Annotated in this window: 20 protein-coding genes and 1 riboswitch; of the genes, 10 read left to right on the forward strand and 10 right to left on the reverse strand. The window is 68.5% G+C overall.

Annotation, left to right across the window (positions count from 1 at the left end):
- Nucleotides 1-22 precede the first annotated feature (22 nt).
- Nucleotides 23-1,027, forward strand: coding sequence for a succinylglutamate desuccinylase (gene astE / locus ACE3QM_RS11115; protein WP_231462669.1), 1,005 nt, complete (start codon nt 23-25; stop codon nt 1,025-1,027).
- Between the two features lie 82 nt (nt 1,028-1,109).
- Here the strand turns inward: astE and bla are convergent, their stop codons facing one another.
- Nucleotides 1,110-1,997 carry a class A beta-lactamase gene (bla, locus tag ACE3QM_RS11120; protein WP_374421863.1) on the reverse strand — a complete coding sequence of 296 codons (888 nt, stop codon included), beginning with the start codon at nt 1,995-1,997 and terminating at the stop codon, nt 1,110-1,112.
- A gap of 352 nt (nt 1,998-2,349) precedes the next feature.
- Between bla and ACE3QM_RS11125 the strand changes: the two genes are divergently transcribed.
- Together ACE3QM_RS11125 and ACE3QM_RS11130 are read left to right on the forward strand one after the other, a co-directional pair.
- Nucleotides 2,350-2,667 (forward strand): DUF3761 domain-containing protein, encoded by a 318-nt coding sequence (locus tag ACE3QM_RS11125; RefSeq protein WP_374421865.1) that lies wholly within the window; start codon nt 2,350-2,352, stop codon nt 2,665-2,667.
- Between the two features lie 167 nt (nt 2,668-2,834).
- Nucleotides 2,835-3,104 carry a hypothetical protein gene (locus ACE3QM_RS11130; RefSeq protein WP_374421867.1) on the forward strand — a complete coding sequence of 90 codons (270 nt, stop codon included), beginning with the start codon at nt 2,835-2,837 and terminating at the stop codon, nt 3,102-3,104.
- 290 nt (nt 3,105-3,394) lie between these two features.
- Here the strand turns inward: ACE3QM_RS11130 and ACE3QM_RS11135 are convergent, their stop codons facing one another.
- Nucleotides 3,395-4,375, reverse strand: a complete 981-nt coding sequence (locus ACE3QM_RS11135; protein ID WP_231462666.1) for a sodium:calcium antiporter — start codon at nt 4,373-4,375, stop codon at nt 3,395-3,397.
- Nucleotides 4,376-4,431: 56 nt separating this feature from the next.
- Nucleotides 4,432-4,576: riboswitch (yybP-ykoY riboswitch) on the reverse strand.
- A gap of 177 nt (nt 4,577-4,753) precedes the next feature.
- Between ACE3QM_RS11135 and ACE3QM_RS11140 the strand changes: the two genes are divergently transcribed.
- The 7 genes from ACE3QM_RS11140 (at nt 4,754) to ACE3QM_RS11170 (ending at nt 12,941) form a co-directional block, all read left to right on the forward strand.
- On the forward strand, nt 4,754-7,054 hold the full coding sequence (locus ACE3QM_RS11140) for an acyl-CoA dehydrogenase (protein WP_374421870.1): 2,301 nt from the start codon (nt 4,754-4,756) through the stop codon (nt 7,052-7,054).
- Between the two features lie 188 nt (nt 7,055-7,242).
- Entirely contained in the window at nt 7,243-8,466 is a 1,224-nt protein-coding gene (locus ACE3QM_RS11145) for a CaiB/BaiF CoA transferase family protein (protein WP_374421873.1), read from the forward strand.
- A gap of 34 nt (nt 8,467-8,500) precedes the next feature.
- A complete protein-coding gene (locus ACE3QM_RS11150; RefSeq protein ID WP_374421875.1) occupies nt 8,501-9,658 on the forward strand; it encodes an ABC transporter substrate-binding protein in 1,158 nt (385 codons plus the stop codon).
- Nucleotides 9,659-9,685: 27 nt separating this feature from the next.
- Complete coding sequence (locus ACE3QM_RS11155) at nt 9,686-10,558, forward strand: branched-chain amino acid ABC transporter permease (protein ID WP_231462662.1); 873 nt, start codon at nt 9,686-9,688, stop codon at nt 10,556-10,558.
- Nucleotides 10,555-11,529: a branched-chain amino acid ABC transporter permease gene (locus ACE3QM_RS11160; RefSeq protein ID WP_231462661.1), complete on the forward strand. Its 975-nt coding sequence runs from the start codon at nt 10,555-10,557 to the stop codon at nt 11,527-11,529. The genes ACE3QM_RS11155 and ACE3QM_RS11160 overlap by 4 nt, the downstream gene beginning before the upstream one ends.
- Nucleotides 11,516-12,229 (forward strand): ABC transporter ATP-binding protein, encoded by a 714-nt coding sequence (locus ACE3QM_RS11165; RefSeq protein WP_231462660.1) that lies wholly within the window; start codon nt 11,516-11,518, stop codon nt 12,227-12,229. Before ACE3QM_RS11160 ends, ACE3QM_RS11165 begins: the two co-directional genes overlap by 14 nt.
- Entirely contained in the window at nt 12,222-12,941 is a 720-nt protein-coding gene (locus ACE3QM_RS11170; RefSeq protein WP_374421878.1) for an ABC transporter ATP-binding protein, read from the forward strand. The genes ACE3QM_RS11165 and ACE3QM_RS11170 overlap by 8 nt, the downstream gene beginning before the upstream one ends.
- Nucleotides 12,942-13,084: 143 nt before the next feature.
- Here the strand turns inward: ACE3QM_RS11170 and ACE3QM_RS11175 are convergent, their stop codons facing one another.
- The 8 genes from ACE3QM_RS11175 to ACE3QM_RS11210 all read right to left on the reverse strand — a co-directional run bounded on the left by ACE3QM_RS11175 (nt 13,085) and on the right by ACE3QM_RS11210 (nt 20,060).
- Complete coding sequence (locus ACE3QM_RS11175; protein WP_231462658.1) at nt 13,085-13,516, reverse strand: MaoC/PaaZ C-terminal domain-containing protein; 432 nt, start codon at nt 13,514-13,516, stop codon at nt 13,085-13,087.
- 34 nt (nt 13,517-13,550) lie between these two features.
- Nucleotides 13,551-14,003 (reverse strand): MaoC family dehydratase N-terminal domain-containing protein, encoded by a 453-nt coding sequence (locus tag ACE3QM_RS11180; protein ID WP_231462657.1) that lies wholly within the window; start codon nt 14,001-14,003, stop codon nt 13,551-13,553.
- Between the two features lie 132 nt (nt 14,004-14,135).
- Nucleotides 14,136-15,056, reverse strand: coding sequence for an SDR family oxidoreductase (locus tag ACE3QM_RS11185; RefSeq protein WP_231462656.1), 921 nt, complete (start codon nt 15,054-15,056; stop codon nt 14,136-14,138).
- Between the two features lie 18 nt (nt 15,057-15,074).
- Nucleotides 15,075-16,250, reverse strand: coding sequence for a thiolase (locus tag ACE3QM_RS11190; protein ID WP_374421884.1), 1,176 nt, complete (start codon nt 16,248-16,250; stop codon nt 15,075-15,077).
- Nucleotides 16,247-16,639 carry a Zn-ribbon domain-containing OB-fold protein gene (locus ACE3QM_RS11195; RefSeq protein ID WP_374421886.1) on the reverse strand — a complete coding sequence of 131 codons (393 nt, stop codon included), beginning with the start codon at nt 16,637-16,639 and terminating at the stop codon, nt 16,247-16,249. The genes ACE3QM_RS11190 and ACE3QM_RS11195 overlap by 4 nt, the downstream gene beginning before the upstream one ends.
- Nucleotides 16,640-16,656: 17 nt before the next feature.
- On the reverse strand, nt 16,657-17,496 hold the full coding sequence (locus ACE3QM_RS11200; protein ID WP_374421889.1) for a CoA ester lyase: 840 nt from the start codon (nt 17,494-17,496) through the stop codon (nt 16,657-16,659).
- Nucleotides 17,493-18,869: an MmgE/PrpD family protein gene (locus tag ACE3QM_RS11205; RefSeq protein ID WP_374421891.1), complete on the reverse strand. Its 1,377-nt coding sequence runs from the start codon at nt 18,867-18,869 to the stop codon at nt 17,493-17,495. Before ACE3QM_RS11205 ends, ACE3QM_RS11200 begins: the two co-directional genes overlap by 4 nt.
- A 12-nt stretch (nt 18,870-18,881) precedes the next feature.
- On the reverse strand, nt 18,882-20,060 hold the full coding sequence (locus ACE3QM_RS11210; RefSeq protein WP_374421893.1) for a CaiB/BaiF CoA transferase family protein: 1,179 nt from the start codon (nt 20,058-20,060) through the stop codon (nt 18,882-18,884).
- Nucleotides 20,061-20,071: the final 11 nt, after the last annotated feature.

The raw sequence follows: 20,071 nt of genomic DNA on the forward strand, positions 1-20,071 counted from the left end.
GCCGCGAGCCAAGAGTCAGCCCATGCGCGAGCATCACCACGATTTCCTGTCCTGGACCATGAACCCCGCCTCCGCCGCCACCGCGGAATGGCAACTGCCCTCCGGCGTGCAGGCGCGCTGGCTGGATTACGGCATCGTCGAACTGACGCCCGCCACCGCCGCCGCGGACGCGCTGCTGTTGTCCTGCGGCGTGCACGGCAATGAAACCGCGCCGGTGGAAGTGCTGAACGCCATTCTCGCCGACATCGCGGCCGGCAAGCAGGCGCTGCGCTGCCGGCTGCTGGTGGTCTTCGGCAATCTGGACGCGATGCGGCTGGGCAAGCGCTACCTGGACTACGATATGAACCGGCTGTTCAACGGCGCGCACGCGCGCCAGCCGGAAGCGCGTGAGGCGGCGCGCGCGGCGCGCTTGGAACAGGCGGCGGCGGATTTCTTCGCCGCGGCGCGCGGCCGCCGCTGGCATTACGACCTGCACACCGCGATCCGCGGCTCGGTGTTCGAGAAGTTCGCCATCTACCCGTATCTGCACGAACGCCCGCACAGCCGCGCGCAGTTGGCCTGGCTGAAGAGCTGCCAGGTGGAAACCGTGCTGCTGCACAGCCAGCCGGCCAACACCTATAGCTATTTCTCCAGCCGCCACTGCCAGGCCGACGCCTTCACGCTGGAGCTGGGCAAGGCGCGGCCCTTCGGTCAAAACGATCTGTCACGCTTTTCCGGCATCGAACAGGCGCTGCGCCGGCTGCTGGCCGAGCCGGAACAAAAGCTGCCGGACTACCGCGACGGCGACCTGCCGCTGTTCCGCGCCAAATACGACATCGTCAAGCATAGCGAGGCTTTCCGCCTGCACCTGGCCGACGAGGTGGAGAACTTCACCGCGCTGCCGGACGGCTATCTAATCGCCGAGGACGGCGATCAGCGCTATGTGGCCGCCGGCGGCGAGGAGCGCATCCTGTTCCCCAACCCCACGGTCAAGCCCGGCCTGCGCGCCGGCATCGTGGTAGCTCCGGCGCAGTTGCCGGCGGACTGAGCCGGCGGACGCCGGACAGCAAAACGCTGCGGTTTGACCGCGGCGTTTTTCATGTCTGCGCCAAACAGCGCCAGGTGTCCGCTCAGGCGAATTCGGCCACCACCACCCGCGCCGCCGCGGCCACCACCGCATTGCGTTCATCCGGCAACGCCGACGAGCCCCAGTAATACACCGCCAGCAATAGCGGCGACTTGCCCGGCCGCCAGGCTACCGCCACATCGTTGGTGGCGCCATTGCCACCGCTGCCGGTCTTGTCGCCCACCCGCCATTCCGCCGGCAAGCCGGCGCGGATGCGCAGATTGCCGGTGGTGCTGTTCAACAGCCAGTCGCGCAGCAAGACGCGCTGACGCTCGGGCAGCAGCGAGGAAAACAGCAGTGAGTTCAGATTGGACACCATCGCCGCCGGCGTGGTGGTGTCGCGCGGATCGCCCGGCGTGGCGGAGTTCAGTTCCGGTTCGATCCGATCCAGCCGGCTCAGCCCGTCGCCCAGCGCGCGCGCGAAACGGGTCACCGCCTCCGGCCCGCCCAGCAGGCCCAACAGCAGATTGGCGGCGGTATTGTCGCTGAAGCGCATCGCCGCGTCGCACAAATCCTTGACCGACATGCCCTGCTCCGCGTATTGCTCGGTGATGGGCGAATAGCGGAGCAGTTGCTCGCGCTGATAATTCACATGGCGGTAGAGCAGGTCCGGCTGCGCGGCGCTGAGTTGCAAGACGGCGCCCACCAGCAGCAGCTTGAAGGTGCTGCACATCGGAAAGCGCTCATCGGCGCGGTAGGCCACCCGCCGCCCGCTATCCACCTCCAGCGCCGCCACGCCGATACGGCCGCCGGCATTGTGCTCCAGTTCCGCCAACTGCCGCGACAGCGGCGCCTCGCCCGGCTGCCGCAGCGGCGGCCTGACACAAGCCAGCAGCCAGGGCGAAACCGCCAGCGCAGCCAGCAGGCCGCGTCTTTGCTTAAAGTCTTCCATATGTCTCCCTGAGAACCCGTCCTCGCTCTTGCTCGCGAGACTTTGAACAGGCTCTTAGAAGCTGTTTACGATCCGCTGCGCGTCGTGAAGCGTGACACGGCGAGTGCCGCATTTACCACCTGCGCATTCCGCTTTCGCAGCCGCAACGCCTTGTTTCGCCTTGGCTCGCGAGATCGTGAACACGTCCTAAGCCGGTTCTGAGCGGCATGGTCAGATCCATGCCGCGGTTCATTCCATTTCCCCAAATCCATTGCCAGCATTTTTCATGACAATGAAGTAGAATTAAAAACCTATCATTACTCGCGTTAAAACTCGCTGCGCAAGCCCGCGATTTATTCACTTTTCGGATGACATGACAAATCTCTCACAGTTCCCCATTGCCGGCTGGCGACGCTGCGCCGCCGTCATCGGCCTGAGCCTGGCCTTCTTGGCCGCCCCGGTCCAGGCCAAAACGCCGCCGCGCCACTCCAGCGCGCCGGCACAAGAACAGCTGCTGGAACACGGCAGCTACACCAATTCCGACGGCGTGGAGGTGCACAGCCCGGCGCACACCCGCTCCGGCAAGGCGCCGGCCGGCGCCAGCGCGCGCTGCCGCGACGGCAGCTACAGCTTCAGCCAGCACCGGCGCGGCACTTGCTCGCATCACGGCGGCGTGGCGGCCTGGCTCTGAGAACCTATTCAAAGTCTGCTGCGCTGCGGCGATACGGCGTTGAAACTGAGCTCAAAATGCTCATGCACCACCTGTGCATTCCGCTTTCTCGGCCGCAACGCCATCGCATTGCGCATACCCAAAGCCACTCAGTATAATTTGACGTCAAGCTAGTCGAGAGAAATCAAATGAAGTACTTCGTCGCCCTTTTCCTTGCCGCCATGTCCTTCCATGCGGCCGCATCGCCTATTAATTGCGATGAATATAATAACTCCAGAAATCAGTTTTCCATCGAAAACTGGAAGGGCAAGCTGCAAAGAATGAGCATCCTGGAGCGCATCGATTTCATCAAGGATAGACGCGAGGTGCTCAAACAGTGCCAATTGGATGATTTTTCCCGGGTCAATGTAGAGAACTCAGTCAAAGCCGCTTCTATTTTGCTGGAAGAAAAGAAATAACGGCAGCCCGCGCCCAAATCGCGGCGGCAAGCACCGGGGCATCCACTCAACCAGCGCCTGCCCCGCTGTTTTCAATACCCTCCCTCTGAGTCTGCGCAAAGACTCGCACCCAAGCGCGCCGGGCTTAGAGCCTGTTCAAAGTCTCGCGAGCAAGAGCGAGACAAGGCGAAAACGAGCGAAAAAGCGGAATGTACAAGTGGTACATGAGCATTTTGAGCTCGTACTCACCGTGCAACGGCTCACGAAGCGCAGCAGACTTTGAACAGGTTCTTGGGAACCAGTTTCTCAAGTCACACCAGACAGCCGGCAAACAGCAGATACACCGCGCCCGCGCCCACCAGCCAGCGGCCATCGACATTGCCGCGCCGGAACAGCAGCCACAGTCCGGTGATCGCCGCCATCGTCGCCAGGCCGGACCACAGCAAGACGCTGTCAAAAAGCCACGGAGTGAAGAACAGGCCGAAGGCGCTGGGAATCGTCGCTTGAATCATCATCGCGCCGGAGATATTGGCCAAGGCCAGCCGCTCCTTGCCCTGCCGCAGCCAGATCAGCGCATTCATGATTTCCGGCAGCTCGGTGGCCACCGGGCTCAGCAGCAAGGCCACCAGGTGCGGCGCCATGCCCCAGTGTCCGGCCAGCGTTTCCAGCTGCGCGACGAAGCCATGCGCCGCCGCCGCGATCACCACCAGCGCCAATAGCGCCTGCGCCGCCGCCCAGCCCAGGCCGCCGCCGGCGCGCAGTTTCAAGGCGTCCAGCTCTTCCTCTTCCGGCGCGGTGTCGGCGCTGCGGATCTCGCGCCACACATAGGCGGCATAGGCGGCCAGGAAGACCACGCCCAGCCAGGGCTTGATCGAGAACGCCAGCAGGCCCAGCCCCACCTTGAACGCGAAAATCAGCAAGAACGCCAGTTGGTCGCCGGCCAGCCGGCGATGATCGACGCGCAGCAGGTAATTGGCGCGGCCCAGCCGGCCGCGGTGGCGCCACAGCGCGAAACCCACCACCGCGTAAGCCAGCGTGGCCAACACCAGCGGCCCGCCCAGCGCGGCGCCGACGCCGATGTCCTGATGCTGCGGCGTGCCGCCGAAGGCCATCGCGGTCAAGGTGACGGCGCTTTCCGGCAAGGCGGTGCCGAAGGCGGCGAGCACGGTGCCGACGGCGCTGGCGCCCAGATTCAGGTGGCGGCCGCACCATTCGATGGCGTTGACGAAGTATTGACAGGAAAGATAGATCAGAACGGCGAGGCCGAGCAGAAACGACAGGGTCAACAGCATGGATAGTCTTGGGCCGGGCAAGCGGATGGACAATGGCGCAACGACGCGGCTTGCCCGGCGGCAAACGCATCGTGGCCAAAGGTCTCGCTTGGCGGCGCCGGCAATGCCGGCCGCTGACCGCGCCATGGGGGCTTGCCCCCAAGTTTGTTGACGCGGCCTCTCCGGCTGGGCCGAAGATGGCTACTCCCCAATGACAACGGCGCCATTGTGCCAGCCCGGCCGCGATGGCGCAAACCTAGGCGAGCGTCATGATCCGCGCGCCGACCGCGCTTAAGCACAGCCAAATCCTCGCTTCGTCAAATGCGAATTGTCCTCGCTAACGAGATCACCGAGTCTATGTCCGTCCATCTTGCGATGGATAAAGACAAGGAGTTGGACATGAAGCACGATGTTTTGACGCAGCTGCGCGACAGCGCCCGCGCACTGCTCAGCCGCGACGACCACCGCCGCCGCGTCCGCAGCAGACGCGACAGCCAGCTGGATTATTCCGCGGAGCTATGGCGCGAACTGGCCGATGCCGGCTGGCTGGCGGTGTTGCTGGCGGAAAGCGACGGCGGCCTGGGCCTGAGCTTGGCCGAAGCCGCCGTCATCGCCGAGGAAGCCGGCCGCGCGCTGCTGCCGGAACCGTTCACCGCGGTGGCGGTGCAGGCCGCGCAAGCGCTCGCCGCCTGCCCGGACAGCCCGCTGCGCTCGCACTTGCTGGCCCAACTGGCCGCCGGGCAGTTGCTGCCGGGTCTGGCCTGGCAGGAGCGCGCCGGCCAGCAGGACGAGGACACCGCGGACACCCGCGCCGCCTTTGACGGCCAGCGCTACTGGCTCAGCGGCGGCAAGACTTTCGCGCTGCCGGCGGCGGCGGAGCGGCATGGCTGGCTGTTGAGCGCGCGCGGCGACGAGGGCTGGCTGCTGCTGTGGCTGCCGGCCGACCAGCCCGGCCTGAGCATAGACCGCTGCCCCGGCATAGACGGCAGCCTGATGTGCAGCCTGACGCTGGAACAGGCGCCGGTGCCGCACAGCCATCTGCTGGCCGCGGGCCCCGCCGCGCGGGACGCGCTGTGCCAGGCCAACGACGCCGCGCGCCTGGCGCAAAGCGCCGAGCTGCTGGGCAATGCGCGCCAGATTCTGGCGCTGACCCTGCCCTATCTGGCCAGCCGCGAGCAATTCGGCCGCCCGATCAGCAGTTTCCAGGCGCTGCAGCATCGCTTGGTGGACGCTCATATCCAGATCGAGCTGGCGGCGGCCAGCCTGGACGAGGCGCTGGAGGAGCGCGCGGAGCCGGCGCGGCTGGACAGCGCGCGCATCAGCCGGCTGAAGGCGCGTTGCGCCGACGCCGCCATCGGCATGGGCCGGCTGGCGATCCAGCTGCATGGCGCCATAGGCTACACCGAGGAATGCGATATCGGCCTCTACTTCAAGCGCGCGCTGCACCTGAACGCCTGGCTGGGCAATGCCGAGCAGCAGCGCCGGCGTTACCGGCGGCTAAGCCCGCCGCAAGCGGCCGCGGCGGAAACGCCGCCGCCGGCGCTGAGCGACTTCCCCCGCGACGCCGACTGGGAGGCCATGCCCGAATCCGAATTCCGCGACTTGCTGCGCGCCTTCTTCGCCCGCCACTATCCGCCGGCGCTGCGCCATCCGTCGCGGCGGCTGCACTGGCACGAAATCCGCGACTGGCACCAGACGCTGGCGCGCCAGGGCTGGGCGGCTCCGGCCTGGCCCAAGGCCTGCGGTGGGATGGGTCTGTCGCCGGCGCGGCAGCTGGCCTTCATCGAGGAACAGGAACGCTACGGCGTGGCGCGCGCGCCGGACCAGGGCATCATCATGGTCGGCCCGCTGTTGCTGCAGCACGGCAGCGCGGAACAGCAGCAGCGCTATCTGCCCAAGATCCTGTCCGGCGAGCACATCTGGTGCCAGGGCTATTCCGAGCCCAACGCCGGTTCCGATCTGGCGGCGCTGCGCACCGAGGCGGTGCCCGACGGCGCGGACTTCATCGTCAACGGCCAGAAAACCTGGACCACGCTGGCCCAGGACGCCACCCACATCTTCACCCTGGTGCGCACCGACAAACAGGCCAAGCGCCAGGCCGGCATCAGTTTCCTGCTGATCGCGCTGGACAGCCCCGGCATCACCGTGCGCCCGATCACCACGCTGGCCGGCCACCAGGAATTCTGCGAAGTGTTCTTCGACCAGGTGCGGGTGCCCGCCGCCAATCTGGTCGGCGGGCTGAACCAGGGCTGGGGCATCGCCAAGGCGCTGCTGGGCTTCGAACGCATCTTCCTCGGCAGCCCCAAGCAGGCGCGGCAAGCGCTGGCGCAGCTGGCCACCCAGGCGCGCGCCTGCCGCGGCTTCGACGACCCGGTCTTCGCCGACCGCTACGCGCGGCTGGAGCTGGACGTGGCGGACCTGGGCGCGCTGTACAAGCACTTCGCCGCCATGGTCCGACGCGGGGAGGCGCTGCCGCCGGCGGTGTCCGCGCTGAAGATCTGGGCCACCGAGACTTATCAGCGCATCAGCCTGGCGCTGATGGATCTGGCCGGGGAATACGGCAGTTGGGCCGGCGCGGACCCGGCGGGCGGCCAGGCGCCTGCGCTGCTGTTCAACGCCACCCCCGCCACCATCTACGGCGGCAGCAACGAGATCCAGCGCAACATTCTGGCGCGCCACGTGCTGCGGCTGCCTGCCTGAGAGCCTGTTCAACATCGCGCGGGCAAGCGCGAGACAAGGCGAGAACGGCTGAGCAAGCGGAATGCACGCAGAGTCCATGAGCATTGCGAAGAGGTGCTCGCCGTGTGACGTCGCCTCGCCCCGCGCAGCAGATCGCGCACCGGCGCCAAGGGCGGCGCCACCCTCATTCCAAAGGAGAAATCAGGCTTATGCACAGCGCTTTGTCCCATCTCCGGGTGCTGGATCTGTCTCGGATTCTGGCCGGTCCTTGGTGCACCCAGAACCTGGCCGACCTCGGCGCCGACGTGATCAAGGTGGAGCGCCCCGGCTGCGGCGACGATACCCGCCACTGGGGCCCGCCCTGGCTGCCTCATCGCAACGGCGAACAGCCGGACTCGCTGTACTACGCGTCCACCAACCGCAACAAGCGTTCCATCGCCATCGACATTTCCCGCGCCGCCGGCCAGCGCCTGGTGCGCGAACTGGCCGCCGGCTGCGATGTGCTGATAGAGAATTACAAGGTCGGCGACCTGGCGCGCTATGGCCTGGCCTACGCCGACCTGCGCGCGCTCAACCCGCGCCTGATCTATTGCTCGATCACCGGCTACGGCCAGAGCGGGCCCTATGCGCACAAGCCCGGCTACGACTTCGTGTTCCAGGGCCTGGGCGGGCTGATGAGCGTCACCGGCGAGAGCGACCAACTGCCCGGCGGCGGCCCGCAGAAGGTGGGCGTGGCGGTGGCCGACATGGTCACCGGCCTGTACGCCGACATCGCCATCCTGGCGGCCCTGCAAGCGCGCGAACGCAGCGGCGTTGGCCAATACATAGACCTGGCGCTGCTGGACTGCACCGTGGCGCTGGGCGGCCACCACGCCAACGCCTATCTGCACACCGGCAAGCCGGCCAGCCGCCATGGCAACGCCCATCCCAATATGGTGCCCTACCAGGTGTTCGCCAGCAGCGACGGCCACATCGTGGTCGCCGCCGGCAACGACGGCCAGTGGCGGCGCTTCTGCCGCGCGATAGAACGACCCGAGCTGGCGGAGCACCCGCGCTACGCCAGCGCCAGCCTGCGCATCGTCAACCGCGCCGATCTGGTGCCGCAGCTGGAGCAGGCATTGCTGTCGCGCTCCAGCGCCGACTGGCTGCGGCGGCTGGAGGACGCCGCCATTCCCTGCGGCCCGATCAACGACTACCAGCAGGTATTCGCCGATCCGCAAGTGCGTCATCGCGGCATGCATGCCCGCATCGAGCAGCCGGACGCCGCCGCTTGCGCCACGGTCGCCAGCCCGCTGCGGCTCTGCGCCACCCCGCCGCGCTACCGGCGGCCGCCGCCGCGGCTGGGCCAGCACACCGACGAGATCCTCAGCGAGCTGTTGCGGAAAACGCCGGAGGAGATCGCGCAACTGCGCGCCGACGCCGCCATAGGCTGAGCCGGACGCGCCACAATAAAAGGAGGAAACCACCATGCGAATCCGCTTGAGCGCCGCGCTGAGCGCGGCCCTGATCGCCGGCCGCGCCGGCGCCGCCGACTTCAAGGTCGGCGTGCAATTGTCGCTGACCGGCCCCCTGGCCCTGGCCGGCAGCGAGATGAACCACGGCGTGCAGATCGCCGCCGATGTGTTCGCCCGCCGCTACCCGCAGCACCGCGTGCTGCTGAGCGTGGTCGACGACGAGTCCTCGCCGGCCAAGGCGGTGGCGGCGGTGGAAAAGCTGGCCGCGCAGCGGGTGAACGCCATCGTCGGCGGCACCATCTCCAATATCACCGGCCCGGCCTCGGAAGCCGCCAACCGCGCCGGCGTGCCCTTCGTCACGCCCGGCGGCACCAGCGACGACATGGTGAAGCGCGGCTTGCAGAGTTTCTTCCGCATCAGCAACAACCCCGGCTACGCCCGCGGCATGAGCGGCCTGCTCGGCAGCCTGGGCGTCAAATCCGCCGCCATCGTCTACTCCACCCGCGACGCCACCAGCGATCTGGCCGGCAAGCTCAAGACCATTCTCGCCGCCGCCGGCGTCGCCACCGTCATGCATCCCTTCGACCCGGCGGTGAAGGACTTCAAGCCCATCGTCAACAAGATCAAGCTGCGCGACCGCAGCGAGGCCATCGTGATGATCGCCTATGAGAACGACTACGCCGGCATCCTGCGCGCCGCGCGCGTGCTCAAGCCGCCGGTCAAGGCCCTGGTCGGCGCCTGGGCGCTGGCCACGCCCAAGATGGCCGCCGCCTTCCCGGAACTGCTGCCCAATGTCTACGGCGCCACCGTGCTGCCCACCCAGGTGGGCAGCAATCCGCTGGCGCTGGAATTCGACCAGGCCTACCGCCAACGCTACAAGAGCAGCGCCTCCTACCATGCGCAGACCAGCTACGCGATCGCCAGCCTATTGTTCGAGGCGCTGGCCAAGACCGAGCAGGCCGGCGTGCTGGGCAAGCCCGGCGCGCTGGTGAACACCTTGCGCGGCAGCCAGCAGCGGACGCTGCTGGGGCCGGTGCGCTTCGACGCCCGCGGCGACAACCTCAACTACACCGCTCACATGGGGCAGTTCCGCGCCAATGGCGACATCGACATCGTCTGGCCCGCCGACTACGCCACCGCCAAGCCGCGCTATCCGGCGCTGCCGTGGTGAGCTGCCCATCCCGCGAGGACGACCGCCATGATGGAACTCATCCTGCAGGCGCTGTATTCCGGCATGCTGGTCGGCGGCGCCTACGCCCTGGTGGCGCTGGGGCTGGCCCTGGTGTTCGGCACCATGAAGATCATCAACCTGGCGCACGGCGAACTGGTGCTGCTGGCCGCCTATATCGCCTACGCCGCCGAAACCCGGCTGCAGCTCAACCCCTTGCTGGCCATCCCGCTGGCCCTGGCGGTGGTGTGCATCGGCTCGGCGCTGGTCTACCTGCTGGTGGACCGCATCCGCCAGGAGCGCGAGCTCAATTCGCTGATCCTGAGCTACGGCATCGGCATCATGCTGACCAACGCCATCCTGCTGATCTGGAAGGCGGACGTGCGCTCCAGCGCCAACGCCTGGTTCCAGCAGGCGTTGGTGCTGGGCCCGCTGTACAGCATGAATAGCGAGGCGCTGTTCTTCTGTATCAGCCTGGCGCTGATAGGCGCGGTCTGGCTGTGGCTCGGCCGCAGCTGGCACGGCCGCGCGCTGCGCGCGGTGGCTGGCAACCGCGAGGCCGCCAAGCTGATGGGCGTCAACCCGCGCAAGACCGAGCTGGCCTCCTTCCTGCTGTCCGGCGCGCTGGCCACTTGCGCCGGCGTCGCCATTTACAGCAGCGGCGTGATCCAGCCGGCGATGGGCCATTCGCTGACGGTCAAGGCCTTCGTCATCACCGTGCTGGCCGGCACCGGCTCGATACCCGGCGTGCTGCTGGGCGCCTTGCTGCTGGGCATCGCCGAATCGCTGACCGTCACGCTGTTCAGTTCCGCGCTGCAGGAGCTGGCCGGCATGCTGCTGTTCCTGCTGGTGCTGTTCCTGATGCCCAACGGCCTGTTCGGCGTGACAGGGAGACGAGGATGAAGAAATCCACTTGCTGGACCATCGCGCTGCTGTTCGGTCTCTACCTGCTGGTGCCGCTGGTGCTGGGCCGCCAGCTCTACCTGATGAGCCTGATCGTGTCGGCGCTGATCCTGGGCGGCATCGCGCTGGCCTGGGCGCTGCTCGGCAATCTGGGCGGCATGGTCAGTTTCGGCCATGCCGCCTTCTTCGGCGTCGGCGCCTATGTGTCGGCCTTGCTGACGCTGCGGCTGGGCTGGCCGGTGCTGCCCTCCATGCTGCTGGGCGGCGTCGGCGCCGCCGTCGCCTCGCTGGCGATGCTGCCGGCGCTGCGGCTGAAGGGCCCTTATTTCGCTCTGGCCATCCTCGCCTATTCGCAGATCTTCCGCATCCTCGCCACCGAGTGGCGCGGCCTGACCGGCGGCGCCGGCGGCCTGTCCAGCATTCCACCGCTGCCGCGCGTCGCCGGTTTCGATCTATCCAGCAAGGTCGGCGCCTATCTGGTGATCCTGACCGTGGTGCTGCTATTCGTCGCGCTCTACCGCCGGCTGCGCGACAGCGATCACGGCCTGGCGCTGAAGGCGATGCACGAATCCGAGGACGCCACCCGGGTGGTGGGCGTCAACAGCGCCGGGCTCAAGGCCGGCATGCTGTTGATCTCCGCCGCGATGACCGGGATCGTCGGCGCCTTCAACGCCCATACCATCAACTTCCTGGAGCCGGATTACGCCTTTGACGGCTCCTGGACCATCATCCCGGTGATCGCGGCGATATTCGGCGGCTACCGCAGCATCGCCGGGCCGCTGCTCGGCGCGGCGGTGGTCTACCTGGCGGATCAGCTGCTGTTCAAGAGCCTGCTGCCCATAGGCCATGAAATCATGCTGGGCGCGCTGCTGGCGCTGATGATCATCGTCAGCCCCGGCGGGCTGCTGCCCTTGCTGGCCGGCTTGCGCCGGCGCCGCCGCGACCAGGAGGCCGCCCATGTTGAAGCTTGAAGACCTCAGCATCCGCTTCGGCGGCCTCGCCGCGCTCAAGAACGTCAGCCTGGAGATCGCCGAGCAGGAGGTGGTCGGCCTGGTCGGCCCCAACGGCGCCGGCAAGACCACCTTGTTCAACGCCGTATCCGGTCTGGTCCGGCCGCATGGCGGCCGCATCCTGTTCCAGTCGCGCGACATCCTGCCGCTGCCGCTGCATGCGCGCGCGCGGCTGGGCATAGGCCGCTCCTTCCAGGTGCCGCAGCCGATGCACCAGCTGACGGTGCGGGAAAACCTGCAAGTGGCGCAGCGCTTCGGCGCCGGCCGCAACGACGGCGAGCAGATCGACCGCATCCTCGAATTGCTGGCGCTGCGCGCCAAGGCCGAGCGCCAGGCGGCCAGCGAGCTGAGCCTGAGCGAACTGAAGGCGCTGGAGGTGGGCAAGGCGCTGGCCACCCAGCCCAGGTTATTGCTGCTGGACGAGGTGCTGGCCGGCCTGGAGACCCAGGGCAAGCGCCGCTTCATGGATTTGCTGCAGCGGCTGCAACAGCAGTACGCGCTGGCCATCCTGCTGATTGAGCACGATATCGAAACCATACGCCGGCTGTGCCGGCGCGTCTGCGTGCTGAATTTCGGCGAATTGATCGCCGACGGCGAACCGGACGCGGTGTTTCGCGATCCGCGCGTGATCAGCAGCTACACCGGAGACGAGCATGCTTGAAGTCCAGCGCCTGCGCGCCGGCTACGGCGCCATCACCATTTTGTGGGATGTAGACCTGAGTTTCGCCGCCGGCCGGCTCACCGCCATCGTCGGCCCCAACGGAGCCGGCAAGACCACGCTGCTGCGCGCCATCAGTGGCCTGCTGCCGATACAGGGCGGCGATATCCTCCTGCGCGGCGATTCCCTGCGCGACACGCCGGCCTGGGACATGCCCGGCCGCGGCATGATCCTGGTGCCGGAAGGCCGGCTGGTGTTCAAGGACATGACGGTGGAGGACAACCTGCTCATGGGCGCGTTCGCGCCGCAGGCCAGGCCGCGCGCGGACGACAATCTGCGCCAGGTCTACGCGCTGTTTCCCAAGCTGGCGCAGCGCCGCCGCCAGGCGGCCGGCTCGCTGTCCGGCGGCGAGGCGCAGATGCTGGCGTTGGGCCGCGGCCTGATGGCGGAGCCGCAATTGCTGCTGATAGACGAGCCCTCGCTGGGACTGGCGCCGGTGGTGGTGCGCGAAATGTTCGCCGTCCTCGCCGAGCTGAAGCGGGCGGGCAAGACCATTGTGCTGGTGGAGCAGAACACCGGCGGCGCGCTGGCCGTGGCCGATCATGTCTACCTGATGCAGAGCGGCAAGGTGCTGCTGTCGCAAGCGGCCGCCGAGGTGGAACTGGACGCGCTGCACGATCTCTATTTCAGCCGCGGCGCGGCGGCGGCTGGCTAAGAGCCTGTTCAAAAGTCTCACGAGCAGGAGCGAGACAAGGCGAAAACGAGAGAAAAAGCGGAATGCACAAGTGGTATATCAGCATTTCGAAGCCGTACTCACCGCGTAATGCCCCGCGACGCGCAGCAGATCGTAAACAGACTCTAGGCCGGCGCGGCCAGGGCCACCACCGCCTCGCCTATCAGCTTGGTCTCGCCGCGCTGGTCGGCCGCGCGCAGTTGCAGCTGCGCGCGCTGCTCGCCGTCCTGTTGATACACGCGCAGCACGCAGCCTTCGCAGCGCAGGCTGTCGCCCAGCCGGGTGATGGCGACAAAGCGGGCGCGGTAGCTGCGCAAGGCCGGCTGCGGCGCCCAGCGCGTCAGCACCTGCGCCAGATAGGCCATCGCCAGCATGCCGTGGGCGAACACATCGTCCTCGCCGGCGGCGCGGGCGAAATCGCTGTCGATATGCATAGGGTTATGGTCGCCGGAAGCGCCGGCGAACAAGGCCAGCGTGGTCCGGCTGATCGCCGGCGCGTCAAAAACGGGCAGCGCGTCGCCGGCCTGAACCCGGCGCCAATCCTTCACATCGTTCATCACAGACTCCATGACATGGCTCCGTTGCGCCGGCTCATGCCGGCCGCACCACGGTGATCCGGCGCAGCTCCGCCACCGCTTGCCCGTCGGCCTTGCTGACCGTGGTCTCGATTTCAAGAAAGCCCAGCTCGCCGCCGGAGCGGCTGCGCTTGACATAGATGTCGGCGATGCGGCTGGCGTAATCCAGCACATCGCCGGCGAACACCGGGCGCCGATAGTCGAAACGCTGTTCACCATGCAGAATCCGCTGAAAGCCGATGTCCAGCAGCCGATAGGCCTCGCCCCGCTGCGGCGCGTCCAGTTCCAGACAGAATAGAAAGGTCGGCGGCGCCAACAGCGCCGGATAGCCGGCGGCCTCGGCCGCGGCCTGGTCGAAATAGACCGGATCGCTTTGCCCGGTGGCCTTGGCGAAAAACCGCAGCCGCCCGGCCTCCACCACCGCGCGGTGCGGCGTCAGCACGTGGCCGATATGGCGGGAGTCCAACATATCTCCTCCTAAAGAGCGGCTAAAAGCCTGTTCAAAGTCTGCCGCGCTTGGTGAGCCGTTGCACGGTGAGTACGAACTCAAAATGCTCATTGACCCGATGTAAACTCCGCTTCTTCAGCGGTTTTCGCCGGCTCACACCGGGTCCCAGCTGAACACATCGGCCGAACGATCCAGCGCGACGAAGGAAGCCTGCAAGGCCGGCATCGCGTGCTCGGCTATCGTCTGCGGCGTCCAGCCCTGCCCGCGCTGCACCGAGCGCATCGGCCGCGGCTGGCTCATCAGGAAGATTTCGTTATTGCGCACGCAGAACACCTGGCCGTTGACGCCGCGCGCCGCGTCGCTGAGCAGGAAGACCGCCAGCGGCGCGATCTTGGCCGGCGTCATCTGGCGGATCTTTTCCACCCGCGCCTGCTCCGCCTCGGTCTGCGACGGAATGGAGCCCGTCATCCGGCTCCAGGCGAACGGCGCGATGCAGTTGGAGCGCACCTGGAAACGCTGCATGTCCAGCGCGATGGACTTGGACAGCGCCACCACGCCCAGCTTGGCGGCGGCGTAATTGGCCTGGCCCAGATTGCCGATCAGCCCCGAGGTGGAAGTCATGTGCAGCAGGCTGCCGCTCATCCGCTCCTTGAAATGCGGCGCGACGGCGCGGCTCATGTAATAAGCGCCGTACAAATGGACTTTGAGCACCGCGTCCCACTCGTCTTCGCCCATCTTGTGGAAGATGCGGTCGCGCAGGATGCCGGCGTTATTGACCACGCCGTCCACCTGGCCGAAAGCCTGGAGCGCGCCGGCGATGATGGCCGCCGCGCCCTCCGCGCTGGCCACGCTGTCGGTATTGACCAGCGCCTGCCCGCCGCGCTGGCGGATTTCCGCCGCCACCCGCTGCGCCGGCCCAGCGTCGCGGCCTTCGCCGCCCAGCGCGGCGCCGATGTCGTTGACCACCACCCGCGCGCCCTCGGCCGCCAGCGCCAGCGCGATGTCGCGGCCTATGCCGCCGCCGGCCCCGGTCACCACCATCACTTTGTCCTGCAGCATCGCTTGCTTTTCCATCTTGCCCTCCTTGAGCCGTCATAGGGTTGCGGCCGCGCCCAGCACCGCGGTGGCTTGCGACGACAGCGTGCCGCCATTGCCGTGCACCAGCGCGGTGGCGGCGCCGGCCACCTGGCGCGCGCCGCACTCGCCGCGCAATTGCCGCACCGCCTCTATCACCAGGAACACGCCGTACATGCCCGGATGCACGCAGGACAGGCCGCCGCCATTGGTGTTGACCGCCAGGCGGCCGCCAGGCGCGATCGCGCCGTCGGCGACGAAGGGCCCGCCCTCGCCCTTGGCGCAGAAACCCAGGTCCTCCAGGAACAGCAGGGTGTTGATGGTGAAGGCGTCGTAAAGCTGGACCACGTCAATGTCGGCCGCTCGCAAGCCGGCCATCGCCAGCGCGCGCGCGCCGGACTCCTGCGCCGCGGTCACGGTCAGGTCCGGCATCGCCGAGATCTGGCGGTGCCAGGTGGCGGCGGCGACGCCGAGCAGATACACCGGCGGCCGCGGCAGATCGCGCGCGCGCTCGGCGCGCACCAGCACATAGGCGCCGGCGCCGTCGGTGACCAGGCAGCAATCGCGCACCGACAAGGGATCGGCCACCATGCGCGCCGCCAATGCCTGCTCCAGGCTCAGCGCTTCGCGCGCATAGGCTTCCGGGTTCAGCTGCGCCCAGCGCCGGGCCGCCACCGCCACCTCGGCCAGGTGCTCGCGGCGGGTGCCGTACTGGTGCATATGCCGGGCGGCGGCCAGCGCGTAGGCGGTCACCGGCAGTTCCGGCTGGTAGGGATGTTCATAAGGCATGGGATCGAGCACGCGCCGCGCCAGATTGCTGGCCTTGCGGCCGAATGTCGCCGTGCGCTGGGTGCTGCCGTAGCAGACCAGCACCGCGTCGCACAGGCCGGCCTGCAAGGCCAGCGCCGCCGGCTGCAGATGGGCGACGAAGCTGGAGCCGCCCAGCATGGTGCTGTCCAGGAAACGCGGGCGCAGGCCCAGGTATTCCGCCACCGGCAGGCCCCACATGGTGGCGTTGACGCTGGCGGTGGCCAGGCCGTCGATATCGGCCAGTTTCAGGCCGGCGTCGGCGATCGCGCCGGCGGCGGCCTCGGCCAGGATTTCCATTTCGCTGCGGCCCTTGGCCTCGCCCAGACCGGCCACGCCGACGCCGGCGATGGCCACCGCGCCGCGCAGATTCCGCGCCGCGCTCATGCCGCGGCTCCCGCCGGCACGAAGACCAGCAAGGGCTGGCCTTGCTCGTCGACAATGCGCGCGCGCACCGCCATGCCGATGCGCACCCGCTCCGGCGCCAGCCCGTCCACCCGACTCATCAGCCGCACCCCCTCGTCCAGGTCGATCAGCGCGATGTTCAGATCGCCGCCCTGCTCCGGCTTGCGGCGCACCACCGAACTGGAATACACGATGCCGGCGCCGCTGGGCCGCACCCAGCCCAGTTCCTGGCCGCCGCAATGCGGGCAGCTCACGCGCGGATAGAACACGTGCCGGTCGCAGGCGGCGCAATGCTGAATCTGAAACACCCCGGCGCCCAGCGCCTGTTGATAGGCCTGCTCCGGCCCCATGCTTTGCCATGCTGTTGCCACGTCCATGCTCCTCAAGGTCAAGGTTTGGAAAAACGACAGGTCCGCGCTTGCTCCGCGCCGGCAGCCGCCAGCACCCGCTCGGCGCGGCGCAGCACCGGCAGGTCCACCATGACGCCGTCCAGCGTCGTGGCGCCGCCGCCGGCGCGTTCCGCCGCCGCGCAAACCCGCCGCGCCCAGGCCAGCTGCGCCTCGGACGGCAGGAAGGCGGCATTGACCGCGGCGACCTGGGCGGGGTGGATGCACAGCTTGCCGCCAAAGCCCAGCCGCCGCGCCCGCCGCGCATCACGGCTCAGCGCTTCCGGCCGCAGCGTGGCGGTGACGCCGTCCAGCGGCGGCGGCAGGCCGGCCAGCCGCGAGGCCAGCACCAGCTGCGAGCGGAACAACAGCAGGCCCTCGTCCTCGTCTTCGATGTCCAGGTCCAGTTGCAGGTCCAGCGCGCCGAACAACAGCCGCGCCGTCCGCGGATGCGCGGCGATGGCGGCGACGGCGGCGAGACCGCGCGCGGTTTCGATCAGCGGCAGCAAGGGGGCGCCGGCCGCCAGCGCGTCCAGTTGCTCGACGCTCTCGGCCTTGGCCAGCACCACGCCGTCCACCGCCGCCGCCCGGCATAATTCGGCATCGGCGGCGAAGTCGGCGCTATCGGCGGCATTGACGCGCAGCAGCCGCGCGACAGCGCCGCAGCCTTCCCGCAGCCAGCCCGCCGCCGCGTCGCGCGCGCCGGCCTTGTCCGCCGCCGGCACCGAGTCCTCCAGGTCCACGATCACCGCGTGGCAGCCGGAGGCGGCGGCCTTGGCGTAGCGCTCCGGCCGGTTGCCGGGCACGAACAGGCAGGAATGCCACGCCCCGGCCGGCCTCATTCGCGCTCTCCCGGCAGCAGGCTGCCCACCACCGCCGCGCCACGCATGTCCCAGAGCCGGGCCAGGGCCAGCCGCATTTCCTCCGGACCCGCCGCGCCGCCGAAAGCCGCCAGCCGCATCGCCTTGGCTTCCAGCTCGGCGCGGCTCAGGGTGTTGCCGGGGTCGCCCTTGGGCTGTTCCACCCTGCTCTCCAGCCGGCGGCCGTCGCGGGTCAGCACCTCCACCTTGCCGATCCAGCGCCGCGGATAGGCCGCTTCCACTTCGGCGTCCGCCTCCATCGCCACCCTGGCGGCGAAGTCGGCCACCGCCGTATCGTCCAGCGCACGCTCGAACTCGGCGATGCCGGCGGCGCCGTGACAGGCGATCAGCCCCAGCACCGTGCCCATGGAAAACTTGGCCTGGTGCACCGTCGTCGGCCGCGCCACCGCGCCCAGCACTTCCAAGGCCGCGACATGCACCTTGGCGTTGACGCGGACGATTTCGCGCGCGCTCAGGCCGTGCTGCCCCATCAGCTGCAGCAGCGCGTCCGCAGCCGGATGGGTGTGCCGGCAGGAGGCGTGGTATTTGAACGAGGTTTCCAGCAAGGCCCAGCGCTGCCCCAGCTGGTCGGTCAGCCGGCTGAGGTCGGCATCGCGGGACATGCCGGCGGCCATGCCCTGGGTACCTTCCAATATCCGCTCGGCGCCGCGGAAGCCGTCGCGCGCCAGGTAGGCCGCGGCCAGGCCGCTGGCGGAGGCATGGGCGGCGTGCAGCGGTTTGGAATCCGCGGCAGTGCGCAGGAATTCCCACAGGCCGGCGGCCTGGGTTCCGGCGGTGCCGATGGCGTGGTTCATTTGCCGCGCGTCCAGCCGCAGCAGCCGGCCCGTCGCCACCGCCGCCGCGATGCCGCCGACGGTGCCGGTGGTGTGGAACACCCGGTAATGGGAGCGGCCCAGGCATTCCCCGGCGCGGATGCCGGCCTCGTAGCCGGCGATCGCCGCCAGCAGCAGCTCGGCGCCGGAACGGCGCAAGGCTTGCGCCGCGGCCAGCGCGGCCGGAAACACCACGGCGCCGGGATGGAACACCGCTCCATTGTGCACATCATCCTGTTCCGCCACGTGGGAGGCGGCGGCGTTGATCATGGCGGCGAACAAGGGCGAGCTGCGCCGCCGCGAAATCAGCAGTTCCGCCGCGCCGTCGGCCGGCCCCATCGCGGCGGCGAAGTCGGCGACACTGGCCACCGGCCGCGCGCCCTTGCCCGCCAGCGCGCTGCCGAACCAGTCCAGCAGCAGTTCCTCGGCCCGGCGCCAGACCGGCTCGGGCACCTGTTCCGGCCTCAGTTCGGCGGCGAAGGCCGCCAGCCCGGCGCTACCGCTCTCGTGTATCGCGCTCATCGCCGCTCCTGTTCAAATGACGCCTTGCTCGCGCAGGCCTTGAATGTCGCCGGCGGCATAGCCCAGCTCCAGCAGAATCGCCTCGCTGTGCTGTCCCGGCGCCGGGATCGCGTCCATCCGGTAGTCGAAGCCGTCGCTGACGCCCGGCGGCAGCAGCGCCGGTATCGGCCCGGCCGGCGAATCCACCTGCCGCCAGCGCCGCCGCGCCGCCAATTGCGGGTGACGCCAGACATCGGCCATCGCGTTGACGCGGCCGCAGCCGATGCCGGCCCGCTCCAGCCGGCTCAGCAGTTGCTCGGAATCCAGGCCGGAAAACACCTGGTCGATGATGGCTTGCAGCTGCGCCCGCCGCTGGTGGCGCCGCGGATTGGCGGCGAAGCGCGGGTCGTCCGCCAGCTCCGGCCGTTGCAGCACCTGTTCGCAAAAGCGCCGCCATTCACGCGGGTTCTGCAGGCCGAACAGTAGCCACTGGCCGTCGCCGGCCTGGAACGGCCCATAGGGATAGATGCTGGGATGGCTGGCGCCGCTGCGTTCCGGCTGCGGCTGGCCGCGGTAGGCGAAGTACAGCGGGTTGCCCATCCACTCGGTCAGCGCTTCCAGCATCGACACCTCGATATGGCTGCCGGCGCCGTCGCGCTCGCGCAGGAGCAGCGCCGCCAGGATATGGCTGTAGCCGTACATGCCGGCGGCGATGTCGGCCACCGAGATGCCGGCGCGGGCCGGCCCGTCGGCGCCGCCGGTCACCGACAGCAGGCCGGCCTCGGCCTGGATCAGCAGGTCGTAGGCCTTCCTGCCGGCATAGGGGCCGTCATCGCCATAGCCGGAGATGTCGCAGACGATCAGCCGCGGCCAGCGCTCGCGCAGGCCGACCGCCGCCAGGCCCAGCCGCGCCGCCGCGCCCGGCGCCAGGTTTTGCACCAGCACATCGCTCCGCTCCAGCAGCGCGCTGAGCACCGCCGCCGCCTCCGGGCGCTTCAGGTCCAGCGTCAGGCTTTCCTTGGAGCGGTTGAGCCAGGCGAAGTAGGAGGACATGCCGGCCACGCGCTCATCGTAAGCGCGCGCGAAATCGCCGCCGCCGGGACGCTCCACCTTGATCACGCGCGCGCCCAGATCGGCCAACTGCCGGGTGGCGAACGGCGCGGCGACCGCATGTTCCAGCGCCAGCACGGTCATGCCTTGCAAAGGCCTCATCGCGGACTCCT

The organism is Chromobacterium sp., assembly GCF_041912965.1.
Classification (GTDB): Bacteria; Pseudomonadota; Gammaproteobacteria; order Burkholderiales; family Chromobacteriaceae; genus Chromobacterium; species Chromobacterium aquaticum.